Consider the following 12,427-nt stretch of genomic DNA (forward strand, 5'->3'; position numbering starts at 1 on the left):
GGATAATTGTCTTGATCTATTATTTGTTTGTGCGTATGGCCGTAAATCACGACCTTGGCATCAGCATACGCCTTTCTAAGTGACTCATGTGAAGGCTTATGATGGCCATGCGTGTGACCATGGTCTACAGCAACTATGCCGCCTGGCAATTCAAGTGATTCTGTAGCTTTTAATTGAGTTAAATGACTGTCGTTGTTGCCTTGAACGGCAATAACCATTTGTTTGGGTTTTAACGATAAGAGTGTTTTTTCGTCAATAATATCTCCAGCATGAATAGCAATGTCACATTGATTAATAATGTGAATGATTTCCTCATGGATGAAGCCATGCGTATCTGAAAGAATGCCAATTTTGAGTGGTAGGTTCATGTTTGAAAATTATACGCTATATAATTTTTTTACATAAAATCAAGTCGTTATATTTTGTTTTATGCTTGGAATAAAAATAAGTAATTTTGAGACATGTTACTAGGCATAATATTCCCATTCATAAAATGAATAAATTTGAGGAGAATTGGCAGAGCGGCCTCAAAGCACTCTGTCTTTATGAATACTATCAATAGGAGATTAACATGGCAGTATTATTTTCAAGTGAGTGGATGAACCAGCTTAAAGATGCATGGAATGCATCGGATGAGGTTCGTGGTAAATTAGCAGAAATTAACTTCTCTTCAACAATCGCATGTGGCTTTAAAGGCGACGGTACACCAACAGGTATTTTTGTTGTTGAAAATGGCGAGTGTGTAAATGCAGGTGATTACAATGGTGAGACTGTCGATTGGGATATGCGCGCTGATAAAAAGAATTGGATGAAATGGCTAGATAAACCTCTAGGTATGACATCAATGGGTATGGCTGTTACCATGGGTAAGCTAAAATTTGAAAAAGGTGACTTTGGCGCAATGATTAAAGACCCTAGAATGGCTACTCCATTTGTAAAAAGTTTTTCGTTAATGAGTGATATTGGTGGTGAGTAACCATTAGTTAATTGCATTGATAAAAAAACCCGCTTAATAGCGGGTTTTTTATTGTTTATTTACTGACAGGCAATGCATGCTCAAAAGTTTCGATATTCATAAAGCCCTCTAATGGTTTAGTGGCAATTTTCGAGCTAGGCTTGCTAATGGCGACCACGGTACCGATGCCGAATTTTTTGGCAGAATTAAGTACGTTAATCGAGTCATCAAAAAAGATGCTTTTTTCTTTGTCAAGATCAATGGCTTGCTCTAACTGTTGCCAAAATCCTTGCTCTTCTTTGGCAATGTTATAGTCATGCGAACTGATAACGCCATCAAAGTAGCTCTCTAAATTAGTAACCCTCATTTTTAGTTTTAGTGTTTTTCTATGAGCATTTGTGACTAGATAAATGCGTTTTTTATGTTGCTTTGCTTGGGCCAAGAACTCGAGTACAAATGGATGAATTTGAATAAGGTGAGAGACATCCTCTTTAAGTTTGGCAATGTCTAATTCAAATACATTCTGCCAATAATCAAGACAATACCAATGTAACTTTCCCTGCTCGGCTTCGAGCATAGGGCGAATTTTATCCTTAGATTGTTGATGGGTGATGTTGTGTTTGTTTGCATACACCAAAGGCAAGTATTCCAGCCAAAAGTGTAGATCAAAATTAAGGTCTAATAGCGTACCATCCATGTCAAGTAGAATGGTATCAATTGAGCCCCAGTCAATTTTATTTTCTACGCCAGCTAGTGCCATTTGCACTGTCCTCTAAAACAATACCAAGCTCGGTAAGCTCGTCTCGAATTTGATCAGATGTAGCGAAGTCTTTATTGATTTTTGCCTCATGGCGCTGTTTGATTTTTTCATCAATCTCATCGTCAGATAAAGAGACACCTTGCTTAAGGAACGCGTCTGCATCCATTTGCAAAAGACCAATATAACCGCCGAGTTTAACAAGTAGTTGTGCTAAGGCGTTAGCCTGATCAATGTCTTTATCTCGCGTTGAGTTGATCAGTTTGACCAACTCAAATAAGACGCTTAATGCAATTGGTGTGTTAAAGTCGTCATCTAGAGCTTCATTGAATTTTGTTTCAAAATCAAAACGCTGTGAAACCTCCTCTAACGCTGCCTCACTTGCATGCAATCCTCGAATGGCAGTATACAATCGTGTCAAGGAGTCTTTAGCGTTGTTCAGATTATTATCAGAGAAGTTTAATGGTGAGCGATAGTGAGAGCTCATAATGAAATAACGCAATGTTTCACCATCATAACTTTCTAGCACACCACGAATGGTAAAGAAATTATTCAGAGATTTGCTCATCTTTTCATCATTAATATTGACAAAGCCGACATGCATCCAAGTGTTAACAAAAGCACAGCCATTAGCACCTTCGGATTGAGCAATTTCATTTTCATGATGTGGGAATGATAAATCCATGCCACCACCATGAATATCAAAATGATTACCTAAATGGTGGGTTGACATAGCTGAACATTCAATATGCCAGCCAGGTCGACCATCACCCCAGGGTGATTTCCAACTTGGTTCGCTAGGCTTGGCCATCTTCCATAAAACAAAATCAAGCGGGTCTTCTTTATCAGAATCAACATCAACTCTAGCACCAGCTTCTAGATCATCTAAATTTTTTCCACTGAGTTTTCCGTAGTTAGGAAATTTACGCACCGAGTAATACACATCGCCATTTTTAGCCTGATAAGCAATGCCTTTTTCCACCAAAGATTTAATCATGTAAAACATTTGATCCATGGCGTCTGTTGCGCGAGGCTCGATATCAGGTGGCAAGATGCCTAATGCGCGCTCATCTTCGTGCATAGCATCAATAAAACGATTGGTTAAGCTGTAAATATCTTCTTTGTTTTCAATGGCACGGGCAATAATTTTGTCATCAATATCAGTAATATTGCGCACGTAAGTAACGGCTGGAAAATTACGTCTTAGGTGTCGAGTGATAACATCAAACATCACCAAAACCCGAGCGTGACCCATGTGACAATAGTCGTAAACTGTCATTCCACAGACATACATGCCAATTCTATCGGGATCGATTGGATGAAATATTTCTTTTTGCTTACTCAGCGTATTGTAAATTTTAAGCATGACGTTATTTTACGTTAAAGTGGTGCAAATATGCTTAGTTAGATTAACCCTTATTTTTTATAAGTATTGTTACAAGCTATAGTTGTATAATCTATGTTTTTATAAATTAAATATTGGAGAAAAAATGAGCGTTTTAGTAACTCAGCAAGCACCAGATTTTACGTCAGCAGCAGTTTTAGCTGATGGCACTATTGTGGATGATTTTTCACTTTCAAGTCTTAAGGGTAAGAAGATTATGTTGTTCTTCTATCCACTAGATTTTACGTTTGTATGTCCTTCGGAAATTCTTGCTCATCATCATCGAGCGGCTCAGTTCGCTGAAAAAGGCGTTGAAGTGGTTGGTGTATCAATTGACTCACAGTTTACTCATAATGCATGGCGCAATACAGCGCCTAAAGATGGCGGTTTGGGTGCGGTTGACTTTCCACTAGTGGCTGACGTTAATCATTCAATTATGGAGTCTTATGGCGTTGTTCATCCTGCAGGTATTGCGCTACGCGCTTCATTCTTAATTGACGAAGAGTTTACAGTTCGTCATCAAGTAGTTAATGATTTGCCTCTTGGTCGTAATGTTGATGAAATGTTGCGCATGGTAGATGCACTTGATTTCCATACTGAGCATGGCGAAGTTTGTCCTGCAGGTTGGAACAAGGGTGATGAAGGTATGAAAGATACGCCAGAGGGTGTTGCTGAATACTTAGCAAAAAATGCTGACGATTTATAAATAGACGTCACGTATAGAATTAAAAGGGAGTGATTAACTCCCTTTTTTATTAGAAAAATTAAAGGATTAAGAATATGAAAAGATATAAATGTTTGGTATGTGGATGGATTTATGATGAAGAAAAAGGCGCATCTAAAGAAGGAATTGAGCCAGGTACAAAATGGGACGATGTTCCTGAAGATTGGGTGTGTCCAGATTGTGGCGTGACTAAGGATCAATTCGAAATGGTTGAAATCTAGTAAAATAGTTTTTTTTACGAGATAAATAGAGGGAAAAGATATGTCAAGGGTATTGGTTTTGCCAGGTGATGGTATTGGACAAGAAATTGTTGCTCAAGCGCTAAAAGTTATTAATCATCTAAACGAAAATGATAATTTAGATATGGAATTAGTGCATGGTTTGGTTGGTGGTACGGCATATGATGAAACCGGCTCTCCACTTCCGCAGGCAACCATTGATGCTGCACATGAGTGTGACTCTATTTTATTAGGTGCCGTTGGTGGTTACCAGTGGGAATCGTTAGAAAGAGATTTGCGACCAGAGCGCGGGTTATTGGGCTTGCGTGCAGAAATGGATTTGTTTTCAAATCTTCGTCCTGCTATTTTATATCCACAGTTAGCGAGCGCATCAACTTTAAAAGAAGAGATTGTTTCAGGTCTAGACTTAATGATTGTTCGTGAATTGGTATCAGGTATCTATTTTGGCCAACCTCGTGGTATTGAGACACGTGATGGTGAGCGATACGGTTTTAATAGTGCCACATACTATGAATCTGAGATTCGTCGTATTGGTCATTCAGCATTTAAAATTGCACAAAAACGCAATAAGCGTGTGTGTTCTGTAGATAAGGCCAACGTACTAGAAGTCTGCGAATTATGGCGTGATGTTATGGAAGAGGTGGCCAAAGACTATCCAGATGTAGAGCTTTCTCACATGTACGTAGATAATGCTGCCATGCAATTGGTTAAGGCGCCAAAACAATTTGATGTGATGGTTACTTCCAACTTATTTGGAGATGTATTGTCCGACTGTGCCGCCATGTTAACCGGTTCAATTGGCATGTTGCCTTCTGCATCTCTTAATAAAGATGGTTTTGGTATGTATGAGCCAATTCATGGGTCAGCACCGGATATTGCTGGTCAAGATCTAGCCAACCCTCTAGCAACCATCTTGTCAGTTTCTATGATGCTTCGCTATTCGCTTAATCAAGTTGAACTTGCCGATAAAATTGACGCTGCGGTTAATACAGTTCTAGATCAAGGTTACCGAACTCAAGATATTGCCGGAGAAGGCGACCGTGTAGTGGGCACTAATGAGATTGGCGATTTGGTTGTTGCTGCATTATAGGAATATATGATGGATATTGTTATTTACTCAACTAACACCTGCCCGATTTGCGTTAAAACCAAAGAGCTTTTAAATAAGTGGAATCTGCCTTTTGAACAAAAGATGATCGATGAGGACCGTGCACATATGGTGGAGTTCTCTAAAGTGACTAATGGTGCTAGAATGGTGCCACAAATTACTATAGATGGCAAACATATAGGCGGATTTAGTGATTTGACAGAGTTGCATATGGATGGTTTTTTTGATTAAAAAACTTTCCTTGTTAACATGCTAGTCTAGGACTGTTGAGTTTCAAGTTGTCTAATGACAGATACATAAAAAAAGACGACTTTAAGTCGTCTTTTTTTTATGTGCAGAGCTTTATTTTTTAAAGGTCTAGCGCCTCAATTTCCAGTAGCATTTTGTTAATATGCACACCTAATTGTTGATCATAGCCACTCCAGTCTTTATATGCTGCTAGATGTTTATCAGCAAAAGGTTTGATTTCGTAGTCGGCCAAATCTTCGTCATATCCTTTTCTAGATTCTTGTTCGATAATTTTAAGGTAATTTAGATAGGGATCAATCGATTGGGTAACAGCTCCTGAGTAACCATGTCCAGGAACATAAGTATCAATAGTTAAGTTTTTAGCATAATCTAAGATTTTGATGTTGTCTAGCATGCTTGACTGCCCGTCAAATCTTCCCATTCGATCAGTAAAGGCATTGTCACCAGTAAAAAGAGTTTTGGAATTTACATGCTCAATCATAATGTCTGAAGATGAGTGAGATGATGGGAGTGGCGAGTGAATAATGAACTTTTGTCCTTCGATCGTTAGTGTGTCTTTATGGCCAATTGAATAAGTTGGTATAACAGCGATTGTTCCTTTTGCTTTATTAGTAATGTCACTATATATCTTTATCCAACGTTCAGCTTCACCGTATTCCGCTTCTCGGATCATGTTCATGTGGGCGTAGAATTTAGCGTCTGGGTATTTATCTTTAACAGCATGATTTGCAAGCCAATGATCACCATGCACATGCGTGTTTATAACAGCCACAACTGGTTTTGATGATACTTTTTCTACCTCATTAAGAATATTGTCTCCAACAAATTTTGAACTACCAGGGTCAATAATGATTAAACCATTATCTCCTTCAATAAAAATAGGGTTGTTCATAAAGCCATGATTTTTCTCGCTAGGGCTGGCAATAGGCCCATGTATGACATGAACTTGATCATTTAGTTGTTCAAATTTAAAATCGCCCACACCATTAATCACCCAAGCATTTACGAAGCTTGAGAATGTTAATGCAAATAGTAATACCAATTTGTTCATGCCTGTCTCTCCTCTATATTAAGTTAATTATTATAGCTAATGTTATAATGTTAATTATGCGAAAAAAACCCACATTGACTAATATTACTAATATAGCAACAACACGATTTTTTAATATTCAATCCATGGATGTTGAATTTTCTAATGGAGAGAAGAGGCAATATGAGCGTTTGAAGCCACCTGGCAATGGTGCAGTTTTAGTGATTCCAATGTTGGATGATGAAACCGTATTAATGATTTATGAATATTCTGGTGGCACAGATCGTTATGAGCTAGCACTCACTAAGGGCAAAATTGATGATGGTGAAACACCTCTTGAAGCAGCTAATAGGGAATTAATTGAAGAAATAGGGTATGGCGCAAAGAAGCTAACATTTCTAAAAGCAATGAGTATTGCGCCAGGCTACCAATCCAGCGTTACGCATATTGTTTTGGCACAAGATTTGTATAAGGATTGTGCAGAAGGTGATGAGCCAGAGCCATTAGAGGTGGTTGAACATAAACTCTCAGAGCTTGAAACTCTAGTTTATGACAATGATTTAACTGAAGCGCGTAGCATTGCAGCCTTATACATGGCTAAAGAAGTGATTAGACAACAACATTCAAGTGCTTGAAATTCCTCAATCTTTTGTGCTAACTGATATCAACACACCGTTTGCAAATGTTGAGTTGGCGCTTGAGGAGCCTAATGGCCTAATTGGCATTGGTGGAGAGTTGTCATCTGCTCGTTTGATTAACGCTTATCAACGCGGTATTTTTCCTTGGTACAGTGAAGGAGATCCAGTGCTCTGGTATAGCCCTAATCCGAGAATGGTGCTTACATCCAAGTCTTTGCATATATCCAAGAGTTTGCAAAAGACTCTTAAGAAAAATAACTTTAATATAAAAATTGACAATGATTTTGCGTCTGTCATTCGCCATTGTAAGACGATTGAACGTAAAGATCAGAATGGCACTTGGATTGATGCAGATATGGTGAGCGCCTATACTGAGCTACACAAACACGGAATTGTGCGTTCTATAGAAGTCTACCAAAAGTCAGTGCTAGTGGGCGGGTTGTATGGCGTTTCTATGGGTAAGGTGTTTTTTGGTGAATCGATGTTTTCACTATTACCCAATACATCAAAAATTGCATTGACGTATTTAGTTCAATCAATGGACTATGAATTAATTGATTGTCAAGTTGAGAGTCCTCATTTAAGAAGTCTCGGCGCCTATAATATCGAGCGATCAGCGTTTATTAAACTGTTAAACGATTTACTGTAAAATACAGCATTAATTATTTATTAGCAAACAGGAAGGACAATGAAAAAAATAGCTCAGTTAGCTGCATTGATTTTTGTAGTGGTTGGAATTAGTGCTTGTGGAAAAATGGGCGATCTGGAAATGATGAAAGAACAGGCAATGACAACTCCAGTAGTGGCTCAGACTCAAGAAATTGATGAAACAGAGCAAGTAGTAATGGTAGCGCCTGAGTTAGATATCATGCCCCATAACTCAAAGTAACTCTTGAGTTTTTCATACCAAAATCACTCACTACATGCTGAATCTGTTGATATAGCAGATTTGATGGCTAGTTACGGGTCGCCATTGTATGTGTATTCACGCACTGCCATCGAGAACAATTGGCATGAATTCGATTTAGCCTTTGGTCAACACCCACATTTGGTATGTTATGCGGTTAAGGCCAACTCTAATATTGCAGTACTAAATGTTTTGGCCAAAATTGGAGCCGGATTTGATATCGTATCGATTGGTGAATTGGAGCGAGTACTGACGGCTGGCGGGCAAGCTTCTAAATGTGTTTTTTCTGGCGTAGCAAAAACTAAAGAGGAAATTAGCCGTGGACTAGAAGCGGGCATTCGGTGTTTTAATGTTGAGTCTTCTGCGGAGCTTGATCGTATTGAACAAGTTGCTGCAGAGATGGATACTCAAGCGCCTATTTCAATTCGCGTTAATCCGAATGTAGATGCAAAAACACACCCTTATATTTCAACAGGCCTTAAAGAAAATAAATTTGGCGTTGATATTGATGATGCGATTGCTTTATATGAAAAAGCGAATAACTTTAAGCATATTAATATTCAAGGTTTGGATTGCCATATTGGATCGCAAATAACAGACGTATCTCCATTTATTGATGCGCTTGACAAGGTGTTAGACCTTATTACCAAGCTTAATGATCGAGGAATTGAAATTGCACATCTAGATTTGGGTGGCGGTGTTGGTATTCGTTACGATGACGAAGTGACAATCAATATTAGTGACTATATTGGCAAAATAATAGAGAAAGTAGGAAATTTAGAGATTATTTTAGAGCCGGGAAGGGCTATTGTGGGAAATACCGGAACTTTTATTACTAAAGTGGAATTTTTAAAGCAAAATTCAGATAAATCATTTGCCATTATTGATGGTGCTATGAATGATTTATTACGCCCTGCTTTTTACAATGCCTATCATCAAGTGTTACCAGTGAATAAAAATGCCATAGGTATTGATGCTAGATGGGATTTAGTAGGGCCAATTTGTGAAACAGGCGATTTTTTAGCTAAAGATAGACAATTATCTTTAACTGAAGGCGATTATTTGGCTATCATGTCTGCAGGTGCCTACGGATTTACCATGAGTTCAAACTATAATTCTAGACCGCGAGTTGCTGAAGTAATGGTGTCAAACGATACGCACAATTTAATTCGAAAACGTGAAACTATTCAAGATCTATTTAATACAGAGTATTTAATCAATGACTAAACTTACCAACAACCAAAAGAAATTTTTACGCTCCAAAGGGCACAGTCTGAAACCAGTAGTAATGTTAGGTCAGCACGGCCTTAGTGAGGGTGTTTTGGCTGAATTGGAGTCTAGTTTAGAAACACACGAACTGCTTAAGATTAAAGTCCGTGGTGATGATCGTGAAGATAAGCAGAAAATTATTAATGAAATTGTTAATATTTCAGGATCTCACCTAGTTCAGGTGATTGGCAATGTCATGGTCATTTATCGTGCATTCGATAAAGACCCTCAAATTATCCTTCCAAGAAAATAACATTCGATGACCAAGATTGCAATTAGCGCTGCTGAAACTTCAGGCGACCTAATTGGATCAACCTTAGTCCAAGCTTTAAAATCCCAAGACCCTGAACTTCAGATAGAAGGTCTTTGTGGTACAAAAATGCAGCAAACAGGTTGTGATAAGCGTTGGGATATGGGCTTGGTTAATGTGATGGGGTTTACTGAAGTTTTAAAAAAACTACCTTCATTATTAAAACTTAGAGCTGCCATAGTGCGTTATTTTACTGATAACAGGCCTGATGTTTTTATTGGTATTGATGCGCCAGACTTTAATTTTGTCATTGAAAAGAGACTCAAAGACCAAGGTATTAAGACCATACATTTTGTTTCGCCTTCAGTGTGGGCATGGCGTCAATCTCGTGTGACAAAGATAAAAAAATCTACAGATCTAATATTGTGCCTATTCCCATTTGAGGTCGACTTTTATAAACGCCATAATCAGCGTGCTATTTTTGTTGGCCATCCTTTGGCAGAAAAATTAACGCCAAGAACGAAGCACACTCCTGGTCAAGAAGTTTTATTAATGCCTGGTTCTAGATCTAGCGAAGTAAAGCGTTTGTTGCCTGAATTATTGTTAGCAGCAGCAATTATGTCAGAAAAGAAACCTAATCTTAAGTTTCATTTGGCATTAGCAAATGACGATCTACTAGATTGGGCTCAGGCGTTAGTCGGTAGTCAGTCAATTGATATATCAGTGGATCAAGCTCATATAAAAATGCAGCATGCTGATATTGTATTGGTTGCTTCAGGCACTGCAGCACTTGAATTAGCCTTGGTTGGCGTACCTATGGTAGTAGTTTACAAGTTATCAGCAATGAGTTATTTTGTGGCTTCACGCTTGGTTAAAAGTCAGTATATTAGTTTACCAAATGTTATTGCTGATAAGCCATTGGTGCCAGAACTGATTCAGGATGATGCCAATGCAGACAATATTGCCACACAAGCGCTTAAAATTTTAACCAGTGATCAAACAAATCTTGTGGCAGAATTTCAGAAAATTCATCAGCAACTATGTCTAAATGCTAGTGAGGAAACTGCCAAACTAATTATCGAATTTATTCATGAATAAAGACTTTAGACAAATTGTCGATTTAGCTTTGGCTGAAGACCTAGGTTCAGGAGATGTGTCGGCTAATTTGCTAGTAGATGAAACAACTAAGGCAAGTATTATTTGTCGAGAGCAGGCGGTTATTTGCGGCATAGAGTTTGCACAGGCAGCATTTTTATCGTTGAATAAGAATATTGATATTGAATGGAAAGTCAAAGATGGTGATCTGGTTGAACCATCGCAGTTGTTATGCACACTCTCAGGATCGTCAAGAGCCATTATTAGCGCTGAGCGCGTTGCACTTAACTTTTTGCAAACCTTGAGTGCAGTCGCAACACAAACTTATTTCTTGGTTGGCAAAATTTCTCATACTAAAGCGCAACTACTAGATACAAGAAAAACGTTACCTGGGCTCCGATTAGCTCAAAAATATGCAGTTAAGTGTGGCGGTGGTACCAATCATCGTCTTGGTCTTTATGATTGTGTGATGCTCAAAGAAAATCATATTATTGCTGCAGGCGGCCTTACTAAAGCAGTTGAAAATGCTAAAACACAATATCCTGATTTAGATCTTATTGTAGAAGTGGAGACGATAGAGCAGTTGACTGAAGTATTGACATTAGAAGGAGTTACTCGAGTATTGTGCGATAATTTTCAAACTAAAGTGCTATTACAGGCGGTTGAGATGGCTGCTGGCGTTTTGCCACTTGAGGCATCAGGCAATATTGATATAAACACAATCTCCGATGTCGCCGAGACTGGAGTTGATTTTATTTCCACGGGCAGTATTACAAAAAATATTCAAGCGATAGATTTATCGTTACGCTTTGCCTGAAGCAAAAAATATAGGACTATTTAAACTCTCCTTAGTATTGTATTGTAAAGGTTTGTTATCCACACCAACAACATAGCCGCCAGCAGCTTCAAGTATACATTCTCCTGCAGCTGTATCCCATTCGGAGCAAGGTCCAAATCTTGGGTAATAATCAAATACCCCTTCTGCAATCTTACAAAATTTTAACGCACTACCAAGACGATTAATTCGTACATCTCCAAGAGTTTGTAAATGAGACTGTAAGTGTTGATTATTAGAAGAGTGATGACCAATCACAACTTCCAAAGGGTGTTGCCTGATGCGCGACTCAAGTACAGTTGTTTTGTTGTTTTGTACCTTGACCGCTTGAAATTGATCGTTAGTAAAATAGTATATCTGACTGAGTGGCGCGTAAATAAAACCAAAGATAGGACGGTGGTCTTTAATATAGGCGATACAAATACAAAATTCACCCGTCTCCTCAATAAAGTCTCTAGTACCATCTAATGGATCGATCAGCCAATATTCTCTCCAATTAGAACGTATTGTGTAATCAATTCTTTCAGACTCTTCTGAAAGAATAGGGGTTTTTGGCGTTATTTCTAGTAAAGTGTTAGTAATTAATTGATGAGCTTTTTGATCAACAATAGTTATTGGCGTTTCATCTATCTTAGTTTTAACGTCCAAGTTGGTTTTATAGTGAAACATAATCATTTTACCAACCTCTTGAGTTGAGCTAATGAGACGAGGGATTAGTTTGTCAAATTTCATGAGTTAATCATACCTTTGGTTTTTAAGAAAAATCACGTTAACTTGAATTTTTAACGGCACAACACCTGTTAACAATATTTACTTATATTGTCTTAACAAAGGGATTGTGGGTATATGGTGGGCCTACTTGGACTTGAACCAAGGACCAATCGATTATGAGTCGAGTGCTCTAACCAGCTGAGCTATAGGCCCGAAAAAACGGATCTTCTTATGTGTCTAAGAAGCTTTGAAGTTTATGTGCACGAGAAGGGTGTC

The 12,427-nt window shown here is 38.3% G+C and carries 17 protein-coding genes and 1 tRNA gene; 12 read left to right on the top strand and 6 right to left on the bottom strand.

Annotated features, from left to right (window positions below):
- The coding region (locus P8M52_RS03465) for a YfcE family phosphodiesterase (RefSeq protein ID WP_300307374.1) at positions 1-368 on the bottom strand (368 nt) is incomplete at its 3' end.
- A gap of 203 nt (positions 369-571) precedes the next feature.
- On the opposite strand from P8M52_RS03465, the gene P8M52_RS03470 reads away from it, so the two are divergent.
- Positions 572-976 carry an SCP2 sterol-binding domain-containing protein gene (locus P8M52_RS03470; protein WP_300307377.1) on the top strand — a complete coding sequence of 135 codons (405 nt, stop codon included), beginning with the start codon at positions 572-574 and terminating at the stop codon, positions 974-976.
- A 55-nt stretch (positions 977-1,031) separates the two neighbouring features.
- On the opposite strand, the gene yrfG is transcribed toward P8M52_RS03470, so the two are convergent.
- Entirely contained in the window at positions 1,032-1,715 is a 684-nt protein-coding gene (gene yrfG, locus P8M52_RS03475; RefSeq protein ID WP_300307380.1) for a GMP/IMP nucleotidase, read from the bottom strand.
- Positions 1,690-3,078, bottom strand: coding sequence for a cysteine--tRNA ligase (gene cysS / locus P8M52_RS03480; protein WP_300307383.1), 1,389 nt, complete (start codon positions 3,076-3,078; stop codon positions 1,690-1,692). The genes yrfG and cysS overlap by 26 nt, the downstream gene beginning before the upstream one ends.
- Before the next feature lie 124 nt (positions 3,079-3,202).
- Here cysS and P8M52_RS03485 point away from each other — a divergent pair, with 124 nt between their 5' ends.
- From P8M52_RS03485 to P8M52_RS03500, 4 genes are all read left to right on the top strand, one after another.
- Positions 3,203-3,802 (top strand): peroxiredoxin, encoded by a 600-nt coding sequence (locus P8M52_RS03485; RefSeq protein ID WP_300307386.1) that lies wholly within the window; start codon positions 3,203-3,205, stop codon positions 3,800-3,802.
- Between the two features lie 74 nt (positions 3,803-3,876).
- Positions 3,877-4,041, top strand: coding sequence for a rubredoxin (locus tag P8M52_RS03490; RefSeq protein ID WP_300307389.1), 165 nt, complete (start codon positions 3,877-3,879; stop codon positions 4,039-4,041).
- Between the two features lie 40 nt (positions 4,042-4,081).
- Entirely contained in the window at positions 4,082-5,149 is a 1,068-nt protein-coding gene (gene leuB, locus P8M52_RS03495) for a 3-isopropylmalate dehydrogenase (RefSeq protein WP_300307392.1), read from the top strand.
- Positions 5,150-5,158: 9 nt separating this feature from the next.
- Positions 5,159-5,398, top strand: a complete 240-nt coding sequence (locus tag P8M52_RS03500; RefSeq protein WP_300307395.1) for a glutaredoxin domain-containing protein — start codon at positions 5,159-5,161, stop codon at positions 5,396-5,398.
- Between the two features lie 118 nt (positions 5,399-5,516).
- Here the strand turns inward: P8M52_RS03500 and P8M52_RS03505 are convergent, their stop codons facing one another.
- Positions 5,517-6,467, bottom strand: a complete 951-nt coding sequence (locus tag P8M52_RS03505; protein ID WP_300307398.1) for an MBL fold metallo-hydrolase — start codon at positions 6,465-6,467, stop codon at positions 5,517-5,519.
- A gap of 56 nt (positions 6,468-6,523) precedes the next feature.
- On the opposite strand from P8M52_RS03505, the gene nudE reads away from it, so the two are divergent.
- From nudE to nadC, 7 genes are read left to right on the top strand one after another with little or no spacing between them, the layout of a single operon-like run.
- On the top strand, positions 6,524-7,081 hold the full coding sequence (gene nudE, locus P8M52_RS03510; protein ID WP_300307401.1) for an ADP compounds hydrolase NudE: 558 nt from the start codon (positions 6,524-6,526) through the stop codon (positions 7,079-7,081).
- A complete protein-coding gene (gene aat / locus P8M52_RS03515) occupies positions 7,074-7,733 on the top strand; it encodes a leucyl/phenylalanyl-tRNA--protein transferase (RefSeq protein WP_300307404.1) in 660 nt (219 codons plus the stop codon). The genes nudE and aat overlap by 8 nt, the downstream gene beginning before the upstream one ends.
- Positions 7,734-7,772: 39 nt before the next feature.
- Positions 7,773-7,973 carry a hypothetical protein gene (locus P8M52_RS03520; protein WP_300307406.1) on the top strand — a complete coding sequence of 67 codons (201 nt, stop codon included), beginning with the start codon at positions 7,773-7,775 and terminating at the stop codon, positions 7,971-7,973.
- Between the two features lie 3 nt (positions 7,974-7,976).
- A complete protein-coding gene (gene lysA, locus P8M52_RS03525) occupies positions 7,977-9,218 on the top strand; it encodes a diaminopimelate decarboxylase (RefSeq protein WP_300307409.1) in 1,242 nt (413 codons plus the stop codon).
- On the top strand, positions 9,211-9,513 hold the full coding sequence (gene yhbY, locus P8M52_RS03530) for a ribosome assembly RNA-binding protein YhbY (protein WP_300307412.1): 303 nt from the start codon (positions 9,211-9,213) through the stop codon (positions 9,511-9,513). Before lysA ends, yhbY begins: the two co-directional genes overlap by 8 nt.
- Before the next feature lie 6 nt (positions 9,514-9,519).
- A complete protein-coding gene (gene lpxB / locus P8M52_RS03535; protein ID WP_300307415.1) occupies positions 9,520-10,608 on the top strand; it encodes a lipid-A-disaccharide synthase in 1,089 nt (362 codons plus the stop codon).
- Positions 10,601-11,422 carry a carboxylating nicotinate-nucleotide diphosphorylase gene (gene nadC / locus P8M52_RS03540; protein ID WP_300307418.1) on the top strand — a complete coding sequence of 274 codons (822 nt, stop codon included), beginning with the start codon at positions 10,601-10,603 and terminating at the stop codon, positions 11,420-11,422. The genes lpxB and nadC overlap by 8 nt, the downstream gene beginning before the upstream one ends.
- Here the strand turns inward: nadC and cysQ are convergent.
- On the bottom strand, positions 11,408-12,172 hold the full coding sequence (cysQ, locus tag P8M52_RS03545) for a 3'(2'),5'-bisphosphate nucleotidase CysQ (protein WP_300307420.1): 765 nt from the start codon (positions 12,170-12,172) through the stop codon (positions 11,408-11,410). The genes nadC and cysQ overlap by 15 nt on opposite strands.
- A 115-nt stretch (positions 12,173-12,287) precedes the next feature.
- Positions 12,288-12,364 (bottom strand) — tRNA-Ile (locus P8M52_RS03550).
- Positions 12,365-12,427: the final 63 nt, after the last annotated feature.

Origin of the sequence: Candidatus Thioglobus sp. (assembly GCF_029243085.1) — a bacterium.
Lineage (GTDB): Bacteria > Pseudomonadota > Gammaproteobacteria > PS1 > Pseudothioglobaceae > Thioglobus_A.